This window comes from Halotia branconii CENA392 (genome assembly GCF_029953635.1).
Lineage (GTDB): Bacteria > Cyanobacteriota > Cyanobacteriia > Cyanobacteriales > Nostocaceae > Halotia > Halotia branconii.
Genome location: NZ_CP124544.1, coordinates 214,410 through 241,327, shown reverse-complemented (window position 1 = coordinate 241,327; position 26,918 = coordinate 214,410). Strand labels below are relative to the sequence as shown.

General features: G+C 39.7%; 23 protein-coding genes. 7 read left to right on the top strand and 16 right to left on the bottom strand.

Features of this window, described 5'->3' with window-relative positions; all coding sequences use genetic code 11:
- The first annotated feature begins 76 nt into the window (after positions 1 to 76).
- Genes QI031_RS31500 through QI031_RS31490 form a run of 3 tightly spaced genes read left to right on the top strand, consistent with a single transcriptional unit; the run spans position 77 to position 2,241 of the window.
- Positions 77 to 937 carry a nucleotide-binding protein gene (locus QI031_RS31500; RefSeq protein ID WP_281486283.1) on the top strand — a complete coding sequence of 287 codons (861 nt, stop codon included), beginning with the start codon at positions 77 to 79 and terminating at the stop codon, positions 935 to 937.
- Positions 938 to 947: 10 nt separating this feature from the next.
- A complete protein-coding gene (locus QI031_RS31495; protein ID WP_281486282.1) occupies positions 948 to 1,661 on the top strand; it encodes an ATP-binding protein in 714 nt (237 codons plus the stop codon).
- Positions 1,627 to 2,241 carry a DUF6753 family protein gene (locus QI031_RS31490; protein ID WP_281486281.1) on the top strand — a complete coding sequence of 205 codons (615 nt, stop codon included), beginning with the start codon at positions 1,627 to 1,629 and terminating at the stop codon, positions 2,239 to 2,241. The genes QI031_RS31495 and QI031_RS31490 overlap by 35 nt, the downstream gene beginning before the upstream one ends.
- Here QI031_RS31490 and QI031_RS31485 read toward each other — a convergent pair whose 3' ends face one another.
- Entirely contained in the window at positions 2,242 to 2,904 is a 663-nt protein-coding gene (locus QI031_RS31485) for a response regulator (RefSeq protein WP_281486280.1), read from the bottom strand.
- 201 nt (positions 2,905 to 3,105) lie between these two features.
- Between QI031_RS31485 and QI031_RS31480 the strand changes: the two genes are divergently transcribed.
- Positions 3,106 to 3,867, top strand: a complete 762-nt coding sequence (locus QI031_RS31480; protein ID WP_281486279.1) for a sensor histidine kinase — start codon at positions 3,106 to 3,108, stop codon at positions 3,865 to 3,867.
- Positions 3,851 to 4,093 (top strand): hypothetical protein, encoded by a 243-nt coding sequence (locus tag QI031_RS31475; RefSeq protein WP_281486278.1) that lies wholly within the window; start codon positions 3,851 to 3,853, stop codon positions 4,091 to 4,093. The genes QI031_RS31480 and QI031_RS31475 overlap by 17 nt, the downstream gene beginning before the upstream one ends.
- A 363-nt stretch (positions 4,094 to 4,456) precedes the next feature.
- On the opposite strand, the gene QI031_RS31470 is transcribed toward QI031_RS31475, so the two are convergent.
- Complete coding sequence (locus QI031_RS31470) at positions 4,457 to 5,281, bottom strand: hypothetical protein (protein ID WP_281486277.1); 825 nt, start codon at positions 5,279 to 5,281, stop codon at positions 4,457 to 4,459.
- 217 nt (positions 5,282 to 5,498) lie between these two features.
- On the opposite strand from QI031_RS31470, the gene QI031_RS31465 reads away from it, so the two are divergent.
- Positions 5,499 to 6,254, top strand: a complete 756-nt coding sequence (locus QI031_RS31465; protein WP_281486276.1) for a ParA family protein — start codon at positions 5,499 to 5,501, stop codon at positions 6,252 to 6,254.
- Entirely contained in the window at positions 6,251 to 7,195 is a 945-nt protein-coding gene (locus QI031_RS31460) for a ParB/RepB/Spo0J family partition protein (RefSeq protein WP_281486275.1), read from the top strand. The genes QI031_RS31465 and QI031_RS31460 overlap by 4 nt, the downstream gene beginning before the upstream one ends.
- A gap of 286 nt (positions 7,196 to 7,481) precedes the next feature.
- On the opposite strand, the gene QI031_RS31455 is transcribed toward QI031_RS31460, so the two are convergent.
- The 14 genes from QI031_RS31455 to QI031_RS31390 all read right to left on the bottom strand — a co-directional run bounded on the left by QI031_RS31455 (position 7,482) and on the right by QI031_RS31390 (position 26,854).
- The gene (locus QI031_RS31455; RefSeq protein WP_281486274.1) at positions 7,482 to 11,015 is read right to left on the bottom strand and encodes a DUF3854 domain-containing protein; all 3,534 of its coding nucleotides are present in this window, start codon (positions 11,013 to 11,015) and stop codon (positions 7,482 to 7,484) included.
- Between the two features lie 233 nt (positions 11,016 to 11,248).
- Positions 11,249 to 11,755 carry a relaxase/mobilization nuclease domain-containing protein gene (locus QI031_RS31450; protein WP_281486273.1) on the bottom strand — a complete coding sequence of 169 codons (507 nt, stop codon included), beginning with the start codon at positions 11,753 to 11,755 and terminating at the stop codon, positions 11,249 to 11,251.
- Between the two features lie 205 nt (positions 11,756 to 11,960).
- Positions 11,961 to 13,748: a type IV secretory system conjugative DNA transfer family protein gene (locus tag QI031_RS31445; RefSeq protein ID WP_281486272.1), complete on the bottom strand. Its 1,788-nt coding sequence runs from the start codon at positions 13,746 to 13,748 to the stop codon at positions 11,961 to 11,963.
- Between the two features lie 164 nt (positions 13,749 to 13,912).
- Complete coding sequence (locus tag QI031_RS31440; RefSeq protein ID WP_281486271.1) at positions 13,913 to 15,121, bottom strand: hypothetical protein; 1,209 nt, start codon at positions 15,119 to 15,121, stop codon at positions 13,913 to 13,915.
- A 19-nt stretch (positions 15,122 to 15,140) separates the two neighbouring features.
- Entirely contained in the window at positions 15,141 to 15,866 is a 726-nt protein-coding gene (locus QI031_RS31435) for a hypothetical protein (protein WP_281486270.1), read from the bottom strand.
- Entirely contained in the window at positions 15,863 to 17,416 is a 1,554-nt protein-coding gene (locus tag QI031_RS31430) for a TrbI/VirB10 family protein (protein WP_281486269.1), read from the bottom strand. The genes QI031_RS31435 and QI031_RS31430 overlap by 4 nt, the downstream gene beginning before the upstream one ends.
- A complete protein-coding gene (locus QI031_RS31425; RefSeq protein WP_343217881.1) occupies positions 17,413 to 18,135 on the bottom strand; it encodes a hypothetical protein in 723 nt (240 codons plus the stop codon). The genes QI031_RS31430 and QI031_RS31425 overlap by 4 nt, the downstream gene beginning before the upstream one ends.
- A 210-nt stretch (positions 18,136 to 18,345) precedes the next feature.
- On the bottom strand, positions 18,346 to 19,458 hold the full coding sequence (locus tag QI031_RS31420) for a hypothetical protein (RefSeq protein ID WP_281486267.1): 1,113 nt from the start codon (positions 19,456 to 19,458) through the stop codon (positions 18,346 to 18,348).
- A gap of 250 nt (positions 19,459 to 19,708) precedes the next feature.
- Positions 19,709 to 20,416 carry a hypothetical protein gene (locus QI031_RS31415; protein WP_281486266.1) on the bottom strand — a complete coding sequence of 236 codons (708 nt, stop codon included), beginning with the start codon at positions 20,414 to 20,416 and terminating at the stop codon, positions 19,709 to 19,711.
- A gap of 2 nt (positions 20,417 to 20,418) precedes the next feature.
- A complete protein-coding gene (locus QI031_RS31410) occupies positions 20,419 to 23,241 on the bottom strand; it encodes a hypothetical protein (RefSeq protein WP_281486265.1) in 2,823 nt (940 codons plus the stop codon).
- A gap of 21 nt (positions 23,242 to 23,262) precedes the next feature.
- The gene (locus tag QI031_RS31405) at positions 23,263 to 23,592 is read right to left on the bottom strand and encodes a hypothetical protein (protein ID WP_281486264.1); all 330 of its coding nucleotides are present in this window, start codon (positions 23,590 to 23,592) and stop codon (positions 23,263 to 23,265) included.
- A gap of 303 nt (positions 23,593 to 23,895) precedes the next feature.
- Positions 23,896 to 24,480 (bottom strand): hypothetical protein, encoded by a 585-nt coding sequence (locus QI031_RS31400; RefSeq protein WP_281486263.1) that lies wholly within the window; start codon positions 24,478 to 24,480, stop codon positions 23,896 to 23,898.
- Positions 24,481 to 25,013: 533 nt separating this feature from the next.
- Positions 25,014 to 25,970, bottom strand: a complete 957-nt coding sequence (locus QI031_RS31395) for a tyrosine-type recombinase/integrase (RefSeq protein ID WP_281486262.1) — start codon at positions 25,968 to 25,970, stop codon at positions 25,014 to 25,016.
- Positions 25,971 to 26,293: 323 nt separating this feature from the next.
- Positions 26,294 to 26,854: a DUF192 domain-containing protein gene (locus QI031_RS31390; protein WP_281486261.1), complete on the bottom strand. Its 561-nt coding sequence runs from the start codon at positions 26,852 to 26,854 to the stop codon at positions 26,294 to 26,296.
- Between the last annotated feature and the right edge of the window lie 64 nt (positions 26,855 to 26,918).

Below are 26,918 nucleotides of genomic sequence, written 5' to 3'. Positions count from 1 at the left end.
CGTAGCTAATTCTTGTCTCTGTTCCCCGTTCCCTATTCCCTCTTAACAATAATTAATCATGAGAAGGAGAAAAAAAGTGACAGATACCATAGATACCATTGAAAACGACGAATCTAAAAAGCAAGAAGAATTAAACCAGCCAATAATTAAGAAATATTCGCGGAGATTAGTGATCGTAACTGGAGACAAAGGGGGAGTTGGCAAAAGTACATTTGCAAGAGGGCTTGTGCAAACATATCTGGATGCACAGCAAAGATTTGTGGGGTTTGACGCTGATAGTTCCAATTCTCAGTTATTGAGATTCTATGGACAATATTGCCGTATAGAACCGATTGATATTTTCAAAAATGGCACAATAGATCAGTTCTTTGATGGCATGAAAAAAATGGTCAATCCAGAACCAGATGAAGATGGTAATACACCGCATCCAGAATCTTTATTTTTACTGGAATTACCACCACAATCTAGAAGAATATTGCAAAAGTTTGTACAACAGATGAATTTCCTGGAAACAGCCGAAAACGATTATGATATACGCGTAACGATGGTAGTAGTTATTAGCCGTGTTAGTGATTCTATCAATCAGCTAATAGATTTGTATAGCTTTTGTGGGAAAAATGTTGACTATGTGGTGGTGAAGAATCTTTTCTTTGGAGAAGAGGAAGAATTTTCTAGATATGAAAAGTCTCCAAATATCAAGGAAATTAAGGAGAAAATGACTCAAGAAAAAAGCCCATTCTTTAATATCACAATGCCAGAATTAATAGAACGTAGTTATGACTACTTAGATGAAAAAAATATGACTTTTAGACAAGGAATGGAGCAAAAGGATTTACCTTCTGTGAAAGGTCGTGTGACAAGCTGGCTGAGAACTTTTAAAGAACAGGTAAAACCAGTACAAGAATTATTAGGGTTAGATGGTGCTGAATTGTCCTAAACGAATGATTATGACTGTAGGCGATTCTCGTGTGGGTAAGTCTACAGTTACTAAACTATTAATCAATTTGTTTCAAACTAAAGGGAAAAAAATTAAGGTATATGACCATGACAATCGCAATAAATTAAAAGCATACACAAATTCAGTCCCAATTGAAAGCTTAGACTTTTTTAATGGAGGTACAGATAAAATCTTAGATGAATTTAACAAAAATGAACTGGACATAATTATCGTTGATATGCCAGGACAATACATAGATAAAATCTGTCAGTATATTGCTTGTTCTGACCTCTTTGACCTCTTAGTTGCTTATAAATGGAGACTAACTTTTCTCCAACCAATCTCCCATAGAACCGACTGTGTTAGTTACATGAAAACTCTTGTAGAGGTTGCTGCTAATAATGCTAACTATGTAGTAGTAAAAAATCAGCACTTTGATACTAGATTTATCGAGTATCAGCAATCAATGCAGGGGAATTTACAACTAGTAGGTGGCACAGAGATAGTATTGCCAGCACTGCCGCGTGATCATTATGAAGCCTTGGAAAGAACAGGTAAGCCCTATTCTATGTGTTACACAGACACATCAATTTACATAATTTATCGTTCTTATATCTACCAATGGATTCAAAACTTTAATAATTCAATTTTAAGTAATAACGTAGCGATTAAATATTTGGGACTGAATAATGAGAACAGAACAAGTGTTACAGGGGTATTCTGAAGCAGAACAAAAACGCATATCTCAAATGACTCAAGAGTTAGGGATATCACGAGATGATCCCATGTTTCAGCTAATGGCGAGTTTGGGGAGATACGAAGAAACGATGATTGACCTCCAGGCACGAATGGAGGCAATGGTGGAAGCGTGGGCAGTAATGATTGACCAGAAGTTAGAATCAACAAGCAAAGCGGCTCAGTCAATGCACTATACAGTTGTGTCTGGTGCTGTGCGGGATGAAATGAAAAATCTCAAACCCACAACCACAGCATCAAACGCAAATAGATACATGGGTAAGTGGGGATTAGGGTTGGTGTCGGTGATGAGTGGATTAGTGATGGCGACTGGTGCGCTGTTGGGTTCTTTGACAACTTGGAATATAGTTTCAAATTTGGGTAATACTCAAGCATTAGTAGTATCAGCTAGTGATTTGAAAGTTTTGCAATGGGCTAAATCAAGTGAGGGAAAACAAATGTACGAGTTGATATTAGACAATGAATCGGCAATTGCCGCTTGTAAACAAGAAAACCGACTACAAGGATATTGCTTAATTCGGATGAAACAAAACAAAAATAATAAATAGTCAAACAACTCTCAAGTTTTCTGCATCCAAATAACCAAGTTCTTTAGCCTTAAGGATAGCGTTGACACGATCTCTAACTCCTAATTTGGAAAAAAGATTGCTGCTGTGTCCTTTGACTGTACTGACTGTAACAAACAGTTTCTCGGCTATCTCCTTATTAGATAAACCACGGGACATTAATTTGAGAATTTGAAGCTCTGTAGCAGTAGGCAGTTCTGTGTACTTTTTACCCTTGATTTTCTGATGGTGAGCAGTAAAGGTTTGAAAAACTCTTTTAGCAACTTCAGGATCAATAAAAGAATTATTCTGATAAGTAGTGTTGATGGCGTGTTTAATTAATTCCAGATCCATTCTTTTAAGAATATAGGAATCAGCGCCATTTTGTAAGGCGCAATTCACTATATCTTGACTGGAGTGACAAGTGAGAGCAATGACTTTACTATTGGTTTTACTCTTGATGTCATAGATCAGATCCAAGCCACTAATATCTGGCAAACCAATATCAATCAAAACAATATCAGGCTTGAGTTGCTCAACTAGCTTCATCCCCCCAGAACCAGTAGCAGATTCACCGACTACTTCTATATTTTGCTCTTGATTAATGGCTGTTTTAATTCCTAGCCGGATTAAGTCTTCATCTTCAATAATTACTAATCGAATCATTCTCGTTACTTCGATTACAAGATTATAAAATATTTATAGCATATTTACTTAAATAAGTATTTTTCTTTATTGATAAATAAACATAAATTTAGAATTAATGTAAAATTAAGAGAATAGTAAATATATTTCCAAGTCCTCTTCAAAAATTGGACTAAATCACAATTTATCAACGGAAGTAAGGTTATGTATGAGCAAAGATTTTTGAACAATACCCTGGATTTATCCACCTTTTTACATGATATTTCAAACGCTTTCGGTGGTACATCTTTAATCTTAAATCAGTTGATTAATGGTGTATATGGAAATTCTCTAGAAGATATCAAGCCACTACTGATAGCGATTTTGTCAACTAATAATAGAATTACTTCTTTACTTGAGGCGCAAAAGAGAAGCTCAAACAGCAATTGTTTGTGGGAGATCAATTCAGTGAAGCAGTTTGATATGCTAACTTTTCTACAAAAACTGTACAAAGAGTGCTATCCAATAGCCCAATCTCGTTCCCTAGCTTTGCACTATGAACATGTCCCAACATATAGATATGGGACTCAAGTATTAGGAGATGTGAGCAGTATATGGAGAATGCTGCATAATCTGCTTCAAAACGCCTTTAACTACACTCAGTCTGGGAATGTTTTCTTGCGGATTCTTAACCAAAGTGATGATTTAGTGATTGAGATTGAAGATACTGGCGTTGGTATCGACCCAGAAGAAATATCAACTATTTTTCTACCTTCGTGGCGATCGCCTAATAGTAGCTCACTCCATCCATCTGGTTCAGGACTAGGGTTATACATTGCCATGATGGTGGCGAAAGCTCACGGATTAAAACTTGCAGTAGATTCTGTAGTAGGCAAGGGTACTAAGTTTACAATAATATTCCCATACAGAAATGACCGGATTTATGGGTTAGATGGTAGTATGCTCCATGAATCTGGGAGATTACAAAATGCGCTACCTGTATGATACGAAGCTATGGGACAAGATTGAATTTATAGTTGAAATTTTGATTTTTGTAGCTTTATTGATCGCCGCAACCATCAAATTTCACAGTCACGATATTTATCAAGCAATGTTTTACATAGCTTTGGCAGTCATCATTTCACCCTTCTTGGGATTACAAAGGGTTACAAAACGTTATCTTGTAGTTACTGCTTTTATCCTGGGAATGTTCGCTGGGTATTTCAGTTGAAACAGGGAACTCTTGATAAGGAACTCTTAACAGGCAGAAAGTCTGTTGGTATATAGCTTTGTTCTTAAGATTTGTACCTTACTTATATACAATCTGCTGTAGTTACAGTCCCACCAAATTAAAATTCTGACTCCTGACTCCTGACCGAACAATTCGCAGTTCGCAATTCGCAATTACGTAATTGGTAATTGATTCATCCTTAGCGTCAAAGCCCCTGATTTTAATTATGAAAAAAACAAAACACGTAGTATCAATATTCAAGCCCCCAACTTCAGTTGTGGGGTGTTAATTGCGTTAGCGGTAGCGGGGCGTTTAGCCCCGCCGCGAATTGGTAATTGCGAATTGGAAATGACTCCTGTTTTGTCACTCGCCAAGTTCGGCACTGTCATTTTTATTGATAGAATTATCCTGAGTTTTGGGCTGTTGCGCTGTCTGTTGTTTATCAAAGGTAATAAGTCGATTAGTTTCTTCTTCGGAAAGGTTATTTTGTGTGATCTGAAATTCCTGCTCATCACCATCCTTGTGTGCAGTAAAAGCTATCTGTGGATTTCCACCTTTGCGACTAACGCTGAGGGACTGCATTCCTTCTTTAATCCATAGTTGTAGCTTGTAAACTAGCCCTTCATAAGTTCGTCCTTGATTAGTATCTTTACCCATTGTCATGACAGTTCTCATCAGCGCTGGGATGAGAGATTTTTTGGCAGCTTCATCGACAACAGATGAGTCAGTGTTTTCAGGCTGAATTATTTCAGGTACTTTATCAGGACTGCTGGACTTTCGACCTAAAGGTAATTCGTGTTTCCCAGCCTCAAACATCTTTTGTAGAAATGTCTGCTTTTTCTCGGCAATCAAATTTTCAACTCTTGTCGAGTTGTCTTGTTGCGGTACAGCATCTGAGCGTTGTTGAGCGACACCAAATTTATTTAAGTACTCGGTATAATACTTGTCTTTAAGATTTTGTCTGTAGTCTTCAACGTTTTGAGTATTTTTAGACAGGGCTGTTCTCAGGTCTTCTTGTAAATTCTCGCGCTTGGAGGTATCCAGCGTGGTTGTTGATTGTACTTCGTCCGGATGCTTTTTTATCATGAGTGCCAGCCGATAAGCCATGATGTTATTTGATAATCCACTATCACGATTGACAGTGCTAATAGTTTCCATGACCAAGCTAGATGATTCGTTGTTTTGCATTGTTTTGATTTAAACCAGAATTTTCCTAAAAATACCGCTTTAATACTTAGTTTTAAGTATTAAAAAATACAATTAATATTTAAGCATGATGCTTTTGATTCTCTATTGATTTTACCTGAGTTACATGAATACTCTGCTAATCTTTCCAGAGTGCGTCTAGAAAATGACATTGCATTGCAAAATTCTTGAATAGGACTTTCGTTAGGAAAAATTGAAGATGACACCTATTATCGCTTTATTTAATCAGTCTGGTGGTGTAGGAAAGACCACGTTAACTATGAATCTTGGATATCATCTTGCACAGATGGGGCGTAAAGTCCTGCTGGTTGACATAGATCCTCAAAGTTCATTAACAACTTTTATGGGATTGGAATCAATGGAATTGGAGAGTACCATATATAACGCGATAGTGCATCAAGATAAAATTCCAATTATTCATGATCTTCATTCAATGGATCTTGTCCCTTCTAATATCAAACTGAGTAAAGCAGAGATGGAACTATCAGCAGCAATCATGCGGGAGCTACGTCTTAAGCAGTCCTTAGAAACGATTCAAGAACAGTATGATTATATTCTGATTGATTGCCCGCCAAGTCTTGGAATCTTAAGTATTATGAGCCTAGTTGCAGCGACACACGTTTTGATTCCGATTCAGACTGAGTTTAAAGCTTTAAAAGGTACAGAATTACTGCTCAATACTATTGTTGAAGTTTTAAATGTAGCAAACCGAAAGTTGAAAGTAGCTGGTATTATTCCCACTATGTATGATGCCCGTACATCACAAGGAGAACAAAGTTTACAGTCAATTCAAACACAGTTGTCAAAGGTTGGAATTGTTCATACAACTATACCTAGAGCAACCGATTTTGCAAATGCTTCTCAAGCCCGAAAGCCATTAGCCGTTTTTAATCCCAAGCATCCTACTCTCAAGCTATTAAAAGAGATATCGAAAACTTTGGACAGTCTCAAATGATGGAAAAAAGTAAAAGCAAGGAAATGTTTCAATTTGGTGGAGTTCTTGATGCTTTTGTCACAGCTCAAGCTGAAGCAACAAGTGATGCTACCCAACTGTTATTGATTGAGAACATAGTCCTACCTCAAAATCAACCGCGACGTTATTTTGATCCCAACAAACATGAGCAATTAAAATTATCCATTAAACAGCATGGGATTCTTCAGCCGTTAATTGTTCGACCTTTAGCAAATGATCGTTACGAATTAGTAGCTGGAGAAAGACGTTATCGTGCGGCTTTAGAATTAAAACTAGAAAAAGTTCCCATTGTAGTTCTTCATCTAAATGACAAGGAAGTAATTCAAGTAGCTTTGGTAGAAAATCTTCAAAGAGAAGATTTAAACCCTGTTGAAGAAACAGAAGCGGTTGTACAGTTACTAGCACTTCAACTCAATATGCCTGTACAAGAAGTCCCGGCACTGTTGTTTCGGATGCAGAAAGAAGCAAAAGGAAAAACAGCCCACAACGTTGTGGGTCAATCTGAAGTACAAGTAATTCAAGAGGTGTTTAATTCTTTGGGGCTGATGAGTTGGGAGTCATTCACGACTCATCGTCTACCCTTACGTAATCTTCCAAAGGAGATATTAGAGGTTCTAAGTCAGGGTAAAATTGCATACACTAAAGCCCAAGCTATTGCTCGAATTAAAAATAAAAACGAGCGCCAAGCTATTTTAGAAGATGTTATTAGCAATAATTTATCTTTAAATCAAATTAAAGAGCGCATCTTAAACTTGAACTCAAACACGACAGGCAGTGAAATAGAGGAAAATATTGCATATCAAGATCGTCTCAAAGCAATATCTATAAAAGCTAAAAGAGCCAAAGCGTGGGATAATCCCAAGAAAAAACAAAAACTTGACAAGCTGCTTTCAGAGTTGGAAAAATTATTTACTGAAGATTAGCATAAATGTTATAAATTCACACTTGCTTCCCCTGCGGCGTAGGCAAGTTTTAATTAAAAATTAAAGATTCGTCTTGGAAAGTTGGGCGGGACGGAAACCGACACCGCCCACTTTCCGCAAAATTAAAAATTGGAAGAAATAATAATTTTTAATTAACTAATTTTGGGTACAAGCCCCCACTAAATCAAAGATGAGCGTGGTCTACAATTAGTGGTGGGTAAAGCTGAACACAATTGTCTTTAATTTTTAATTGATTTGACAAGTACCTCAAACTCTGTTGTATCTATTACAATTCAACTTCAGCAGATGGAGTCCTGCTGTAATGTGGCTGCTGAGATTTTTGAGAACGCACTTCAACCTTTGGGCTGTAGGTGTTGTCGATGATTGTGCTACGGGCAGACATCAAATCTTGTACAATTTCGCTCAGTGGCGGAAGAGAGATATCAGTTGTTCCAGTACGGTGTTGCTCGACTTCACTTTGAATCAAGATTTTGCTGTAAAGTTCGCGCTGCTCACCAAGGGTAAGCTTACCAGTCTGTTTGAGTTTCTGCCGCAAAGGGTAATTACCTTGGTCTGCAACTCCTGACCATTTATTAGTAGTTTCTAAATCTTGCCAAGGTTTAGCGATTTCTGGGTGAAGTGGCACTTGTGTATCACGAATAGAGTTAGAAAAGTCTGTTTGATTTTGTGAATGAGGTTGTTGATTCAGTTCTTGTCGCAAATCATGAGTAATTTCACTCAAAGGTGGAAGGACGATATTGGTTCTTTGTTGTTGGCGGATCTCAGTCTGAGCTTGAATCTGAATTTTATGATAAAGTTCACGTTGTTCCCCAATCGTCAGCTTGCCAGAAGATTGGATTTTCTCTCGAAATTCCGCATTCCCCTGTTTGGCGATGTCTGCCCATCTATCAGTATCTTCTAGCTCTTGCCAGTACTGACCTAGCAAAGGATGAAGGGGTAAAGGAATGCTCTCTACATTAGGTTTACCTTGGAAACTAGACGTTTTTTTAATTGGTCGTTCTACTGTTGTCTTAGCTGACTGCTGCTCAATATTTTGGGAATTATTATTTAAATCAGGGGTAGAAGCATCTTGCTTTTTAGTCTCTGCCTTGTAGGAAACAAAGGTTTGAGGTTGTTGCCTATTTTCTAAATCCTGCCATTGTTTTGCAATTTTCGGGTGAAGAGGCAGTTCAATATCACGTGTGGCATGAGGATTAATATTTACAGTAGCAGCAGTATTGGGCGGGATATGTAACTTTTGGGCAAGTAATCTCAGTTTGCTCAAGTCAAGTTCATTCAGTGCGAGAGTTTTGACTTGGTGCGTCATCCCTGAATCTGTTCTGTTTAATTCAAAACTGGCAGCAACTCTTGTAACACCAGTATGTTCAGTTTTGAGGAGCTTGAGAACAGACGTACTATCTTGTTGGCTTTTTTCGTAGAGAATGCGATAGTTACCTAATTCCAAATCATCACGACCAGTTTTTTTGACAGTTTGAGTCAGGATTTGTAAGACTTCTGAAGTTTTGAAGCTTTCTAAAATTTTATGTGTACCATCAATAGATAGTGAACCAAGGATACTAGCAATTTTTCTGGGATCTTCATCGACTGAAGGTAGTCGCTTACTACTTTTAAGATTATCAACAACTAGCAAAAACTCCTGTCTTTCGATGGGCAACATATCCTTGGGTTGCTCAAAGCTGGTAATGTTTCCCCATTCATCACCGTGAAACTGCATTAGTGCTTTAGTCTCCTCGCCGCGACGATGAATGCTGTAATTGTCTCCCTGTTTTTTGATAGTAAAAGCATCAGCCTGATATACTAACCCATCGTCTCGCTGAACCCCATAATTTCTTACAAGGGCTGATGCAACAGAAGCAATATTCTTATTTTCTCTAGCTGATAAACGTTTTCTGAAGAAATTCTGTTGGTATATTGTGACCTCTTCTCTTCTTACCCAAGAACCATCCTGGTAATCCTCACCTTCCCTCAAGGGGGGAGCGCTTTGAACTGGTTCTTTTTTACTTTCATCGGGAAGTACTTCAGCGTCTATCACCTTAGCATCTATTGATACCGGAATTAGGGATGAATTTTCTGAGAATGCAATCAGGTCTGTTGGTTCTGTTCTTGATAATTTGTGACGGTTTTTCCCAAAAATAGCAATTGTCTCTTCCTCTTCTAAATTCTCTGGAGATGGAGTATTAACAGTGCCATCTCCCTTTTGCTCAAAAAGCTGAATCTCCTGACCATTTTTCAGGAAGACTGTCAGGCGTAAATCGGGTGGCTGATTGTTTTGCCACCAATCGTCCAAAGGAATAAATGTTTGAGATACTTGCTTAAAAGCTTCTGCGCCCTGTGCAACAATCAAATCATCAACACCCTTTTGTGGCCCTGGTAGAGAAATAACACTGACATTAGCACCAGCTTCTGACAAAAGTTGACCAGTGCGGTAAGTAGCAATATTAATATTGCGCTTAGTTGTACGCCGCGTTTCGTAGTCAAAGCAAATTTTGATATCCCGTTCTGGAGTAGCAAAAACTGCCAATTCATCATGTAATACAGGCTCTATCTGATTCCCCAATTCATCCTTGCTACGATATCCAGCATAAATCCCAGGTAATCCAATTGCTGCTTCACCCTGGCTCAAAATACTGGCCGCTTTCTTTGCACCCTCGGTGATCGTGACTGGGACATCATGTTTCCACACACAATACCAAAATCCACTAGTGCGATCGCTCTTTGTTGGCTGTACTCCAGCTTTTTCATAAATTTTATTAGCTATATCTTGGGGAACATCCAATAAAAAGATGCTCAAGCCAGTCTTTGGCGGATGCTCATATTTGATAAGTTTGCTTGGGTTATCAGTTTTTGCTCTGGGATTATTCGGTTTGTAGCATCCCCATAATTTTTGATCGGGTTTATCCCCTGGCTGTAAATCAGCAAAGACACGAGGATCAACACCAGAGTTACACCACCAACCGCCATCCTCTATGTGAGAATATTTGTTAAGCATCGAAGCAGACAACCGTCCGGTATTAATACGTTCTAGCTTGTCGCTGTACATGAGATATTCCCATGCTTCATGCTCCTGCTCTACGGGTTCAGTACCTAAACTCTTAAAATTTAGACTAGCAACAACAGGAGCGATCGCACTGCCTTCTACTAATTCTTGCCAGTGATTTGGGTTTAGGCGCGATGTAGAAGAGGTAGGGGTGCGGGGTGCAGGGTGCAAGGGGGAAGCAGAGGGAAATTCTTTCCCCTCTGCTTGACTCTCAACTCCCTTTCGCTCCTCTGTTCCTTTGTCCCTCTGCGCTTCTGCTTCTTTTATTGAGTCATACAAGGGAGTGATTTCTGCTTGCATGAATACTAGTTCAACGGGTGTAGCAGAGGGAGGTAAAAATGGAGGCTTATCATCAGGCGGCACAACTGGAGGTGAATCACTCGAAGGTAAATCAGGTGGCGTGGTAGAACCGGGTAAAGGTATATCTGTCCCGGTCGGTGGTAAAAGTGGAAATTCACCAGAAGATGTTAAAAGCTCTGTTAATAATTCTTCAAATTCTTCTTGTTCTGCAAATTCGGCTTGATTAAATTCCTTGGTTTCGGGGTCAAATTTCTCCCATTTATAACCACCATTTTCATCGGGAGTCATCACATAAGTTTCTTCGCCAACTTCCAGCTTTAATCTCTTGTTTATTTCATCATCTATTGCGGACTCGATCGCGTCCAGCACATGTTTTAAACAAGGAGCTATTACTGCTCTAGCAAAGTATTCACTACTTTTGGCATAAGCAGAACTCAATTGTAAGTGTCGTTCATCAAACATAGCTGTTTAGATAGTAATAAGAAGAATACAGGAGTCAAACCAATTCGCAATTGTTTTGGTCAGAAGTCAGGAGTCAGAAGTCAGGAGTCAGAATGAATGATGAGTAGTATATTTCTTGATCAACTTCTTTGTTCCTTAGTTCTTTAATTATTCTGATTTCTGTATTCTGACCAAATAATTGGTGATTGGTAATTGGTAATTGGTAATTATATGGTTTCAGAGCAACCACTGATTTAATTGCGAGTTGCGAATTGCGAATTGCGAATTGAAGTTGACTCCTGTATTCTGTTAGACAAAGAATTTTGGATAATCTGGTAGCAGGATTTACGGAGGACTTCATATTGTTGCCAAGAAGCTCCCAGGCAATTTAAATCAATCAGTTTAGTCTCAGGAGTAACGCGATTAAAAATAATATGTATATAGAGACAATCAGATGCCGTTTCAAAAAAGCTAATATACTGTAAATCATCCCAACCGATACCACGAATATATTGATTTAAAATTTGTCGGCAAGATGATTCTTGAAGGGAAACACAAAGATTTTTTAAACTGATTTTGGTATAAATTCCTAGTTTTCTAAGTTTTGGTCGCCTTTGAGAAAGAGTCTGAAAACTCTCAATAATTTGTGAAACAGGAGCATTAATATCTAGAAAACTGGATAGACATCTGTTTTGGCTCGATGCTAATTCTTCAATAACACTAAAATCACTAATAGCAGATTCTTCAATTATCATTCGCATGTGTGGAAGTCCTGAGTAAGAGGGAACGGGGAACAGTAGTAATAATTAAGAGGAAAGAGGAAAGAGGGAATAGGAAATAGGGGCTGTTTGATGAAGGATTTAGAACCAACTGTGTCCGAGAAAAAAAACAAGTAAGAAAACTTGTATCTAGCCTTAATTTTCTTGCTGTTAAGAGTTCCCTGTTCCCTGTTCCCTGTTCCCTGATTTAAATAAAAACACTTGAATCAGCATCAAACAACGAACCCACCTCCGAGATATCTAAAGGTAAAGAATTATTTGCAGCGTCTTTGGGATTTTGAGGAATAGGGAAACGATTATTGATGTCAGCGATTCTGATGTCTAAATCATGCTGAGTCGGGAACTTCTGGGTACTTTTTCTAGCTAAAAGACTGACAAATTTGGTCCATTGCTGCTGGTTATATTCTTCAATGTCTAAAATAGCCTTAGGAATTTTGATAGATTTCAGTAAAGGAACCGAACCCTCATTTTTATTAGAATAAGCAGGGTTGATAAATACACATTTTCCTACTGGTAGTTTCAAAAACTGGGCTGATTCTAGTAGTTTTTTAGTCTTCTCTTGGTCACTAGTAGTAGTGTTGGTTTTACCTCCACCTGTAGAGCGACTCTTGTGCTTGTATTTGATTTCTTCATCACCTAAAAAGCTGGAAAATAATTGTGCAGACTCATTTTCACCAGGATTGAAAATAAACTTAGTACCGCAAGCACCAAGAATAGTTTTAGCTACTTCTTTGCCATAATTCTTCTCTAATTGACCCATGTTCTGCCAGCCGAGGATACCGCAGAAACCCTCACTTCGAGATTCGTTGAGCCATTTGAATAAGTCGGGTAAGTATATGGAAGGCAATTCATCTAGAGCTACTATCAACGGGTCTGAACGTTTTTTAGCAATGTTCCGAGCAATGGTCATGTGCAGAATACTTGTCAGCAGGGGGCTGACAGCATCCCGGCGTTCTCTGTCTAGCCCAAAGATGATCATCTGCTTACCTTTGATTTCTAAGGGCAATGTAGTCTTACCTATGAAGCAACCAATAGTATTCTTGGCCATAAACCGAGTGAACATGATGCTAGCTGTGGACACGATACCAGCAACAGTTTTCTCGGATGCAGCGGAACTGAACAACTGACCAAAGGCAATCTTTATCCACGGGTTGAGGTTAGCTGCCATAAGTCTTTGCACCATCTGTTCACTCCCAAGTATGGCGGCACTCGTCATCACATCAGCGCGTTCGCCAAACTCTTTAGTCAGCATCAAGATAGCTTGGGTCAGCTGATCTCCAGATGGAGCAAAGAAACCATCTTCGCTACTATTACTAAGAATGCGGAAGTTTTTATTGATAACAGTAGCAATTTGTCGGGCAGTTTCAGCATCACTACTGTCTCGTAAAAAGTCGAGTGGATTGCATACTTCAGATTCAGGAAATCCAGGCGCAAAAATATGTACATCATAGCCTTGGCTCTTAGCATAGGCAGCTATTTTAGCTTGTGACGGATATTTAAAGTCATAGGCAACTATCGGAAACCCTTGGTCGATGGCAGAGTAAATCGCAGGGTTAATAGCACTGAAAGTTTTACCACTCCCAGTAGTACCAATCGCCGCCGTCCCTCGCTGGACATCAGGAATATAAAAAGTAGTGCCAGCCCCCTTTTCCTTCTTAGTACCCTGGAATTTATGCTTACCAATATAAAGAGCAGCACCATCACATCGAGGTGCTTTTATTTGTTTGAGGGCTTTTTTCTTAGCTGTAGCAGTTTCTTTAGCACCTCCCCAATAACTAGTAGCAATTTTTTTCTTATTAGAACCGTCACCAAAAAATACTCTCATTAGGATATAAGCAGCCAACATACTGACAACTGCTAATCCATTTGGTGTAAACAAATGGTGAGTATACTTGCCAATGTCGTTCTGAGGGTTTTTTAGCTGTTCAAAACGAAATGGCTGGGTGCTTGTGGAAGTTATTTGATTCTTACTCATATTTGATTAGGGTTAAGGATTCAGAATCCAGGAGTAAGGAGCCAGAATCAAGAAGACTTTGATATTCAGATAGAACGATAAAAAACAAAGAAATTATGATTTCCCAATCCCAGGCTAAATTCATCAATTTTGATTTCTGATTTTTGACTTCTGACTTCTTCTAATTAGGGCAAAGTGTTGGGCTGACCAAAGATGATCGGGTCTTTTTCTCGATATTTAATGAATGGGACAGGCCCGATAAAATAAGGAGAGCAAGTACGTCCAATGAAAGGAATGGTTTTACAAATCCTGAAAAACATTGTGGTTTGTACTGAGCCTTCCGCCTCGTTGACTTCCCAAACCACTTGCTTAAAAGCGGAACCAAAAGGATTTCTGCCAGTGGGTTCTTTCCCACCATTCAAAGCTCTAAGAATCCCAAATCCACCTCTTACTTGTTGGGACTTACCAGATATCCACTGCGTCCCCGTGGTCTTGCCGATTCCTGAAGCTTCAAAGTGAGCGCAGCTAGGTTTGTTACATGGAATATTGAAACCTTCTTGATAACTGCCAGATATAGAACGAACTCGGTTCGCTTCTAAGTCTCCAAGTGGAAGATCTACTTTACCAACGAACGATAGATTAAGTCTGTTGAGTCCAGGGAAGTTATCCCAGGTAAGATTATCTAGTCCTGGCACTCCGTTAATTTTGCTATCTTGCCAATCCCTAAAGCGATTCAGAGATGCATTTTGAATATTGGGTATGGAAGTGAGAGAGTAGTTATTTAAGTTAATTACTCTTCCTAGTTGTACATTAGCAATTCTGCTAAATCTGCTAGCATTACCTATTGTGCCACTAGTAATTCCAAATCTTCTCAAAAAATCACTAATAGGTTTAACGCTCGTCACAGATTTGTTGCCCAATCCCGGAATTGCTTTGACTAAATTAGGCAATGTCTGCCATTTTGTTAATTCCAAATCTGAAAGCTTCAGTTGACTTAAATTTAATCCTTGCACTCTAGCTATTGTTGAAAGATTGAGTTTTTCTATTGATAATTCTAGAGTTTCAAAATCACCAAGCTCCATAAATTCTGCAATACTTTGTCCAGCATTCCAAATTCTCGTTTCAGTTCCTCTAGAGCCTCGGTAAGTTACTTTACCATCTTCAGATATAATCATGTCGCTGAACTTAAGGCGTGACCAATCAGGCATGAAACCATTACTTGAATCAACTATGGGAACTTGCGCTGTCGCAGGGGGAAGAATGTAACCAATGGCTTGATTCAATAACCCATGCTTGATAAAACTATGGATAAATAATCCCCCCAATAATCCCCACAAGATGAGATAATTGGTAATATCCTTCTTAGCTTTTGGTGATAGTTTATCTGTATTCATTTTTCTATTGCATTGAAGATTAAGTTTGAGAAGAATTGCCAAGACTAATTAGTTTATTGACCAACTCCATAGATACGGATGCTTTATCAGCAGCAGTTGAAATTTCATCACCCATATACAGCAAAATGATGAATTTCTCTAAACGTTGGTGTAATTCATCTTTAGGATTAATCCACTTTTTTCTGATTGCAACAGCTATGCCATTCCTGATATTACGTGTAGTTTTGGAACTGGTTATTAATGATTGAAGTTGGGGAATTGCTACTTTCTTTTCTTCAACAGCAACATCACTTTTTATTACTACTTGGCTGTATTTAGGAATGCCATTAGAAGTCGTTAAACGAAAACTGTAAGCCTTGCGTTCACCATCAGATGTTTGCGTGATAATTGTCAGTAGAGTTGTTAGTGTCTGCGGTAAGCCTGGAACGTTAACTTTTTTGATACGCTTGAGATGGATAAGCCCCGCGCCGGTATTTTGGCAATTTTGGTCGATGCCTTCTAAACAACCATCGGTGTCAACCAGGATTTGAGAGGGGTCGTCTAACCATACCCTTTTAATTGTTTCCCCAACTTCGTAGAATGAGATGATCACGCCGTGACCATTCCAGACATTGATAGTTTGAAGTTTGGCAGATTCTCCACTCGCTTGAGTTTGTTTAATCGTGCGAACTACAGGGACTGCGATCGCATTTACTGGATTGAAACAAGTAATAGCAACTGCGCCACAAATCAGTAAATTTTTCATGGCAACTCCAGGGTGCGATTTACCAAAAATGTCACCTTAGTTTCTTGGGGGATATACCAGACGTTGGGACGAGCAAGGATTTCTTCTGTAGAAGTTTGAGCGCGATCGCCTACAATTTGTGACAGTCTGCTAAATGCACCCTCAAGCAACGCACCACTAAGATCGCGGCGATTGCCACTACTTCGCCGCCGAATCCTCCCTGTAAATTCATCTTCTACTTCTTCTTCACTGTCGGGTTGATTTATGACCTCTCCCACTTTGCCTAAAGCTGATACTAGTCCAACAGTCATGTCGTACTGAGTAATTTCACCGCCCTTGTCCTGAAATTTCTTAGCAATCAATGGTTTACCACCTGACCCTTGTACCGCGATCGCACCTTTACTTATGGGATATTCAGTTTTATCCTTGATAATGCTAGTTACTTGCACGTTTGCGTAGCTACCACCATCTACTGACACTACTTCAACAGCTAGTAGACTCCCAGACGGAATCGCTACATCACCATAGTTGTCACGCAAATCTTCCGTAAGTTTAGCTACAAAACGTCTGCCGTCATCAGTTTGTTGACTTTCATTTTTGGTATCAACTTCTTGTTTGACTACAGGTGTAATCAAAACCCCATTAGCAAACTCACCTACTGTTAAATAACGAGTTTGTTTCTCTTGAAGAATTTGATTTTCCCCTGGTAAGTAGTTATTAGCTAAAGTTGCGGATTTATTAGCTTTAGTTTGTGGCTGCCACCGGGGGCGGATTTTTTCAATAGAGTTTGGTGTACTTTCTTGTGGGATTTCGGTAATCGTAGGCTCAACATTATTTGACTGTTCGACTTGTTCAGTTTGCGTAAGTGAGGGATCTAGTGATTGAGAAAGGTCTGGTGCAGTTTCATTAATATTCGTATCAGAGGTATCGGCGTAAGCTATCTTTCCATAAGAGCCAAGGCTACGAAGACGGTTAAACTCAGTAGTAGGATCAACAGGTTTAGCTGTTCGTGCTGAAACTTTAGTAGGAGTAGCTGCATAACTACGTCTTGGCTCTGGAGGATAATTATTTCTGGTAGTTGCGGGTCTTGGTTGTTGCGTCGGTGGTGGAGTCGGTGGTGATTTTTCAACTACTTTTTCCGTTTTCACAACAGTTGTTTGAGGTTTTTCGGATTTATCTTTATTGATTTTGCTCAATTCATCTTGCTGTTGATTCAGCGCTAATTTAGCGTAAACTTCACCATCTTTTTGGTCAACTTGTTCTAGTGTTGATGATTCATTCTTGGGCTGTTCGGCAGTTTTAACAGATGGACTTGAGGGATTAAAAATACCATTGAGTAACCAAAATATAGCTAAGAAAGTTAATCCGAAAGGAACTGCGATTATTAACAGTCTTGACCACGGAGAAGTTACTATTGTGTGTTTAGTTAGGACTGGTTGTATTTCTGGCTCTAATTCTGATGGTGTTTCATCTTGGTTCTGGTCTAAAATAGGTGCTGAATCTTTTAAGTCATCATCTATTTTTAGGAAGTCATCTACAGTTGATGAGCTATCAATGTGAGTATCTTTCATTTTCTCTTAGCAATATTTAAATCAACAATTTGTGTAATTTCTAGTCCCAATCTTCTACTTTGATAAATGCTCTTGGCTAAAGCAGTAGTGCCACCAGGAATCTCCTGTGGTGTATCAATAGCTTCCACAGTAATAGTCTTGTTGAAAGAAATGCCCTGACCAGCATTATCAACTCTTGTAAAAGTAACAAGAGTGGCTACTAAATCTATTTCCCACTTCCCATCTTTAATTTTGCGGGGATCTGAAATGAATCGAGGAATCAAAGATACTTGTGTATCCCCGTTAAATATCCCTGCCGGGGTCATAACAGCTAACTTACGCAAAAATGCTGTCCGAAAATCTTGCTTTTCACTAATAGCAAATGCTGCTTCGTAAGCAGAAGTAGTTACTCTGCCATTAGAGCCTTCAGTTCTACCTACATCTATTCCAGTATCTTGTTTGGTAATAGGTTCTCCTTTTTCATTAAAGGTTTTAACTAACCCATCCCAATTAAACATCTTGATAAAAGTATCAGAAATAAATTTCTTAATAACTTCATTTGACCTTTCACTAGGCTCTACCGCTTGGGCAATAACTGATTCTCCTGATGATAATTGCACTAGTGCTAATTGCTTTTTACCTAAACTACTGACTGCACCATAATTAAGTAGTTGTAGTAACAAAGAAAAGAACGCCATCGAAAATCCAGCTAGTGATATTATTCCAATTCTTGTTGGCACAGATTTGTTATACTTCAGAAGTTGCAAAGGCTCTGACTTCGGCTTTGTACTATTTTTGGCATTAAACATTGCTGGATATCCCGTACTTTTTATACTAAACAGGATGTGAAACAGGAGCAGGGAAGAGGTCTTGAAAATCACTAATATCTGACATTTAAAACTCCTTGTTTAACTCTTCTGTTCCCTGTTCCCTATTCCCTATTCCCTCTATTAAAATTTGGACGCTAAACTGCGACCTCTTGTAAATACTGCTTTACTAGCATCAATAGCGATGGCACTATAGGTTTCAGAGGCTTTATTGATTTGTTGAAGCACAGCTAAACCACCACCAGCCGCCAATCCAGTTGCTAAGAAAGGAGCGAAAATGCCAATTGTGAATAAGAAGAATAGAGGTTGATCTGCTCTAGAAGTCGCAATCAATTGTCCGGCTAATCCTGAAATTACATTGAAACAAAGCTTTGCCATTCCTACAGCAAAATATCCAGTTAGCCAAGTAAAAATTGCTTTACCACCATAAGGTAATAAAGAACCACCCACAGCTAAAGGCCCAATAAGTGCCGTCAGCAGCATCGTTAGTTCAATCGCCCATTGATAAGCTCCATTCAAACCAATCAGGACAATGGAAACAATTTCAATTACCGAAGAACCGATGTAAGCACTAAAAGGGGAAAGTATTACTTGTAGAGGATTAGCCCCACCGTTAATTGCCTCTATTGGAGCTTGGATAATCCTGTCAATCTTTTGAATGATCCATGAGAAAGGCCCACTAGAACCAGTAAAATAGCTAGGATAGTCTCGTTGAAGTCTATTCTTAGCATCCTCCAAACATTTAACAGATTCTTCTGGAGTTAGAGATGAGGTTTCGCATTTCCCTATTTCTTTACCAATAGCCCCACGGACTGCTTCTACGCCCATAGCTTTTTGGTATGCAGCTCTTAAGTCAACACCCTGTGCTGTACGCTCTAATACATATTTGTTTGTATTATTGATGTAATTTCTAATTCCTAGAGTGCTTTCTCCTAAGACTTTGCCATTATTTGCTAGAAGAACTATAACTATCAGCACCCAAATAAATTCTGAATAAGCACGCTGTTCCTCGCCATTGAGCATTTTCTTTGTCCACTCAACCATAAAGAAAGTGAGGGTGGCAACAGCGAATAATACGCCTACTTTGCACATAGCAATATACACATCACCCCTTATAGTTTCATCCCAAAGATCATTGAAACCTTGAGCAATGAAATCTGCCGTCTTGCTTGCTTGCTCTAATAAGTCAGCACCAGCAAATTGAGATTGAGCAAATAAATAATTTTTTGAAAGCATAAGAAATAGGGGAGTAGGGGAGCAGAGGAGCAGGGAAGTAGGGAGACAAGGAGAGAAGTGCGGTCTTGGGGCCTCCCCCTCCGGGTGACGCTCCTGCGTCGCTAACGCTTGCGCTAACGGAAGTTTCAACTCGACGGGAACCGCCAAGACTTGAACTTCCTCACCAAGTGGAGCAACTTCGGGAGAAAGAAAGATTATGAACAAATTCAAGACATTCTTCATTCCCCTCTGCCCCTCCGCACCTCTGCCCTTACTTATAAGTGGGATCTAAACGAGACATGCCGATCAGTTCATGGCTCAAAGAAAGAGTACCGAGATCATTCAAATCTTCTTTTTTACGCACATTTGCCATATTCTGCGCTACTTGAGTCAGCATGAGATTGGAGTATGAACTGTCATGTCTTGCTTGTAGTGAGTCTGTGCGTTGCTGTGCCAACATTGAAACGACTAAAGTATTTTGAGCCGCGATCGCCTTGAGGACATTTTGAGAAGCATCCATGTTTTGCGCTTGGTCAGCAAGATTTTGAGCTTCTTGTGCTATTTGTGTTGTTTTTTCTATTTTTTTAGATGTATCTACCTGTCCCGTTTTACCTACAACACTCATGATTGAAGCTCTTGTGAGTTCTCGCTCTAAATCTTCTGCCTTTTGTTGGGCAACTGGTAATGAGTAAATACTAGCAATTCGATTTTTTAATTCACCACTGCTAGCAATAGGGTCAGGCGCTCCCATTTGACCAGTAGTATTATCAATTGCAGCTTGAGCATCTTGTTTAATCCCAGCCCAAGCTTGATCAATTTGCGATTTTGCCCAAGTTTGCATCTCGCTTACCTCACCTTTAAAATCCGAAACTATAGAGCTAAAAAAATCAGTAATAGTTACTCCATAGCTAGGTGTAGCTATCAATAAACTCCCTAGAGTGGCAGAAAGTACTATAGCGATTGTCCGATTCTTCTTCATAATCAAGCAACCTTAATTTTTGGCAATTTTGACATTAATTGTTTTGCTTCATTTGATAACTCTTCTCCTCGAATCATCCTGATATAATCCTCGGTAAATTTAATCATTCCTAACAAGGAATTATCTTGATATTCTTTTAAGAAAAGAGTACGCAGTTCTTGTTCATGCGGATTATTGGCAACGGATGCCAGTAAACAGTGTGCGGGATAGTAACGGCAGAAAGTAAGCTTGCCATTATCATCAAGTAACCACTGAGAATAAATCCCCTCCTTTTTGGGATAAAAAGCTTCTGTACTATTAACCCGAATGATTTCTAATGGGTACTTAAACCTTGTTATAAATGGGTCAACGGCACTTGATTGAATCCTGCCAACCAAACGTGTAGTGATGTTAGCGAAGATTTTGGCCGCAGCTTTGGACTGATAAATACTTTCTGGTTCTTGAGCAGAAAGAATCACGCGAATACCAGCTTTTGCACCATTAGCACATAATCTACTAATCAAATCAGCAATTGATTCAAATTCAAATAAAATTGGTGCTTCATCCAAGAAAAATATACTGGCTTTTGATGCTAATGCTCGTCTCAGTGCCGCCGCATAAGCACTCAGAGCTAATATCGCTGCATCAGCCTCACTTGATAAATTCCTTAATGCAAAAACAAGTAATTTGGCATCAGTTCTAAAACTAGAAGGTCGAGAAATTGATTGCCCTACTCTTGTAGTTAACCAGTAATTTAAGCGTAATCTAATTTGCTCTAGTGCTGATAAAATATCCTGGCTTTTACTAGCAATAGAATCTAATTTAATAAATGCAGGTGAACAGTATTTATAAAAGTCCTGTAGTGTTGGCGTTTCTGTCCACGCCTTAGTTCCTACTCCAGCTTCCAATGCCAACTTGTAACGCAGTTTAATTTCATCATCATTGAAAAATATTTTTAAAGTCAAAGCGATGATTGACTCAATATTAGTAATCATCGACTGACTAACCCCAATCATGCTAGTCCCCACAACCATTGTCATCAAAACTGACTTGAGAAACTCCTTAAAATCATTCAATCTTTCATTGATAACTTCTGGTTCTAATCCTCGCAGATTCGGCAACTCAAACAAGTTATTGTATTCTTTAGAAATATCGAAGTAAGCCCCATCACTGCCTAGTAAATTGGTGTAGTCTGTAAACGTGCTAGTACCATCTGGCTTCGGGTAATCCAATGCCACAACCGGGATATCTTGAGCAAGTGCCGGAGTTAAAATACCTGCAACCAAGACTGATTTACCAGAACGAGTCGCACCAAAGACAGCCAAATTCTTGTGATTTTGATATAAATCTAGGTAAACAGGTGTTCCGCCTTCTTCTGCAATTAATTCAAATCCTGTTGTGTCACCAGTGGCTGTGCGAATCAACGGCATTAACCCTGGAGCTTCTGAACTAAAATAAGGCAGTCGGCGGTTAAAAGGCTTGGTCAGTAACGCCTCCCAAACGAATGGACAACACTGCAACCATACTTTCCAGGCATACTCTACCTCTCGGTCAACTGCCGCCGGACGCAAGAAGTAACTGGCAAGGTAACGGCAAGCTTCATCTAATTCCCGTGTAGACTGACGATGCACGAGAAAAACTACAGCCGTTTGCACGACAACACTGCCCTTATAAATCGTCTTTTGGGCTTCTACGGACTCCTCAATATTGAGTCCCGCCTTCACATCAATATTGCCTTTATCGTTAGATAATGTGCTAGAAGTAATTGACTGTTTAGTTAGTCTTTGTAGATTGGTTTTCGTGATTCCTTCGTTGGCTTTTATTACCTGACAAAATATTTCAGTATCAAAAATACTATCTCTAGATATCAATTCCCATAGATATCTTAATTGACCTTGTTCATCAATCCATCCCCCTGGCTTTTGACTAAAGTTAAGCGCTCCAATATATTTATCTTGGATTCTCACCCATTTGCGATCTAAGAACGGAACTGACTGCTCATTCTCTAAAATATGATGCCGAATGTGAAAATCACTTGTTTGGGTTTCGATTAATCCATCTATTTCATTTATCTTTAAAGGGTTAGGGATTGCCGTTGGCTCAGAATGATTAAATTGTTGCCAGATGACTGACCAGATTTCTTCAGCGCTCAGAGCTTTAACACCCAGCTTCATCTTATTACTAAGTAAAGCCTCCCATCCTTGAAAGCCATCATTAAATGAATTTCGCAGAATGCTGTCAATCTTGGTGTTATTAATAGAGTGAATTTCTCCTGTGAATTTATACCACCCTTTTTCTAATTTTCTAATTAAAGACTCTACGAAATCCTTACTGCGTTCATTGTCACCAGCAACAGTATAAGTACACCATAATCTCAAGAATTTGTTTTTACGTACTCCAGCTTGAGTTAAACCTTTGATTCGTAACCTTTCACTACGCGTTAACAGTTTTAGTTGCTGTATTGGACAATTGCTCTCAATCTTTTTTAATTCTTGCTGCCGTGCATAATCATCTGTAAATGACCCTAAATGTATGGTCAATGACTCGTTGTCAGGTATTTCCTTCAGCCCCGCTTCTATACCTTCAAACATCGGTAGTATTTGTTCACTTGCTAAATTGGGATGAATACCTAAGCAATCAAAACAAAATTTAATTTGAATATCTTCACCTTTTTTGAGAATCAATGCACCTACACCTCTTCTACCTCCTAAATTCAAACTACAGATTCCAGCCAAATGAATAATATCCTCAAAAGGAGTTAATATTTTGGCAACGTTAACCTGCTCTGTTTCTAATTTTCTCTTACCTAATTTATCTGGATGTCTTGGAGTTTTTGAAGGTTTCATTGTTCATTTTAAATGTTTAGCTTATCTATCAAAATATTCTGACTTCTGACTCCTGACTCCTGTATTCTTCTTTATCGTTTTAAAAGGCATATATCCTCTATTAATTCTTGGTACGCCGACAAACTTCCCGAAAAAATCTTTATTTGTAGAAACTACCCACCAAGTGGCGCAGCCCCAAGCAATACTTAACCCAGTTGCCAACCATCCAGCTTTGAAAGTGTAATAAACAACGAATACATTTAGTATTGCTATTGCTGCCCAAGGGAAAATCTGGTCAGCGGGAAATGGCCCTAATCGGGGTTTGTCTCCCAAGATTCTATTTACAGTCCGAAATTTCTTTTCATTTCTCATCGTCTGAAGAATTAATTGAGTTCAGAGGGAACAGAGGTGCGGAGGTGCGGAGGGGCAGAGGGGGAATGAAGAAGAGGAATTGGGGCAGGGTGCGGGGTGCAGAGGAGATGAAGAGGAATTACCTCTTTCTCCCGAAGTTGCTCCACTTGGTGAGGAAGTTCAAGTCTTGGACGGCACTTCCGCGGCTGCCGGGAAACCCTTTCAGCAGTCGCTCATGGGGGAAACCCCCAAGACCGCACTTCTCTCCTTGTCTCCCTGCTCCCTGCTCCCCTGCCTCTTCCTATGCTCCCACACTCCCCCAGATCAGCCAGTAATCAAGCCAGTGGCTAAATCCCCTACAAAAACCGCCAGCACGATGATTAATGGAGTTCGGGCTAAGGACTGCCAATCTTCATCATTTCTTGCTGCTTGAACAACTCGGACTAAGCTGATGCCTATGTATAGCAAGAATAAACCCCGCAATACGTTAAAAAATAATTCTATTACTGCTCCTGTTTGTGCGTTTCCAGCATTGCCAAAAGTATTAGTCATCCAGGTTTGAGCATTATTAAAAAACTGCGCCGATACTGGCGCTGCTGCAAAGTCGAGTACACAAACAATCGTCAAAATCGTAAACAACACCGCATACAGATTGACTCCATACTTGCGTTGTAGCTTGTCAAAGTTGGTAAACAAAGCTTGAGATTGCTTTGGTAGCGCAATGATCATCGCAGCCGCAATCATTAATCCACCTAAAAGGATATTGTGGACTGACATTGACACTATCATCAAAGCACCCGTAACTCCCATCAGTCCGAGTGTGCTATTTTTTATCGTGCTATTATTCTTGACTGGAGGCAGTACTGCTGTATTCGCAACGCTTTCGGTATCGTAGGGGTAAGTATGCATTTCATTCTCCTGAAACGATACGCATATTATTCGAGATGCCCAAAAATAAACCTACAAACTAAAGTACTGAAAAAAACAGTACTTTTGGCTACAGAGAATATTTAATACAATTTATTTAGCAGTAAGTATAGTCAATACAATTCTTTTATCAATGCTGTAGCTGTTTGGTATCAGCATACTAGTATAAAATTTGATGTTAAATGACGCGGATTAGAGAAACAACTGATAGAGAGCCTATTGACTTTTTTCCCTTTATTGGTGTTTTTTAAACTCCCTTCGGGGGAGGGAACGCGGAACAAGGAACACTTCGATAAGCTACTTCGACTACACTCAGCACAAGTCAGTGCATCGCAGGGAACTCTTAACAGCAAGAAAAGTTGAGGCGAGATCCAAGTTTTGTTGTTTGTTCATTCGGACTCGGACACCGTTGGGTTTAAATCCTTCATCACACGCATTTCCCTATTCCCTCTTTCCTTTTAATTCTTACCACTGTTCCCTGTTCCCTGTTAAGAGTTCCCTGTTCCCTTTTCTCTTCAATCCTCATAAGGAATGTGCAAAAACTGAACAGCTTGGCGCTTGGCAGCCTCAGAACGCAAATCATATTTTTGGGTTGTAGCGGGGTCGGCGTGTCCCGCTAGCTGACTGACAATTAAAAGATCAACACCAGATTCTAGTAATCTACTGATAAATGTGCGCCGAAAGTCGTGTGGGCTAAAAGCGTCTACCTTGGCACTAGTGGCACGTTTTTTCAAAATTGCCATGACAGCCTGATCTGTCATCTGCCGAATATGAATGTGACCGCCACGCTTTACTGGACAAATCAAAGCTCCTGGGGTATTACCTCTAATTTTTAACCAATCTTCTAAAGCTGCTACTGCTCCTACTGGCAAATATACAGTCCGATATTTTCTCCCTTTGCCCTTGCGTACTTTCAAAGAGCCATCTTCTCGGTTGAAATCCCTTACATTTAAGGCTACGACTTCAGAGCGACGCACCCCAGAACCACTGAGAACAGCAATTAATGCTGCATCTCGTACCCCAATTAAATCTTCATCTTGCTTGCAATCGCGTAAAAGTGCCGCAATTTCCGAAGTTTCCAACAACCTTCCCCGCAAAGGGGAATTACCCTGCACTTTCTTGAGGTCTACGGCACGTTGATAATCTTCGGCACTCATCAACCTCAACCGTACAGCTTCCTTGAGAACGCGTCGCAAAGCACAAAGCATTCGGTTGGCAGTAGTAGGAGCGTACTTTTCCATCAACACTGCTCTAATTGCTGCTGTATGCTGGTAGCGTAATTTTGACCAATCCAACGACAAAGCATCGCATTCATTACTAGTCAGCAATCGGGCAATGACATTCAGTGCTTTCTGCATTGTCCGCCTACTTCCGCTAGTTAAACTAGACAAATAGACTGCCCCTGGGTGAAGTGTCAAAGGCGGCGGCGTGGACAGCACTAAATCAATTTGTTTTGTCGATTGTGAACCCATGAGCCATACTGCGCCACACCGTATTAGGTAGCGTAGATCATCATTTTCTCACCAATCGACAAACGCGATCGCCTCGCCTTGGGTAAAACGCCCTCACCCACAGGCGCTCTTGGGTATAATCCCAACCACAATAATAGTTTTGGTAAACTCTAGTTTCCATAACTTATTTTTCCACGCATTCCCCCAAACACCCACCAGAGAGTAACTTGAGAAGTAAGCCAATTATTTTAATGGAAATTACTTTACCGCTTGCTGAAAGTGAAAACTTCGCTGATCTGGCGATCGCTTATACTGATATCAAAGCTGTAGCTTGAGCCGGAATTTTATTTTGTGACAAAGGACATTTTGCTATCAGTTGCGACATCAGTTTTATGCAAAACTGGTGTTGGCTGGATATTTAGCCTTTCACCGACTTGAATTTTGGCTACACCGGGGGAGAGTTCCAAAACCTGAGTAGCCATACTGCCTTTATAAATCGGGCAAGGATTTTTTGCACAGGGCGGGGCATTATGAATTACCGTCGTCACCACATTGTCTTTAAGAAAAATAATGTCCAAAGGAATTTTGACTTGGGACATCCAAAAAGGGACATCTTTGTACTCCTTGCCAAGCTTGAATAACATCCCGCGATCTCTGGGTAAAGATGACCGAAATTTCAACCCCTTCTCTAATTCCTCTGGCGTGGTGGCAACTTCCAGGTGAAAAGTCCGACTATTGTGGGTTAGGGTATGCGTTATAGGTAAATGCTGAGGACGAGTTTGTAAGTAAGCGATAGTTGATGAAGCAAGAATAATTAATATCCCCGCAACTGGCCCCAGGATATTCAATAATTTAAAACCCGCACTGTACAAATCAATTTGAGATTTTGATTTTAATAACTGCATAATTTACATAAGCCCCTTCGGGACGGGAACAGGGAACAGGGAACAGGGAACAGGGAACAGGGAA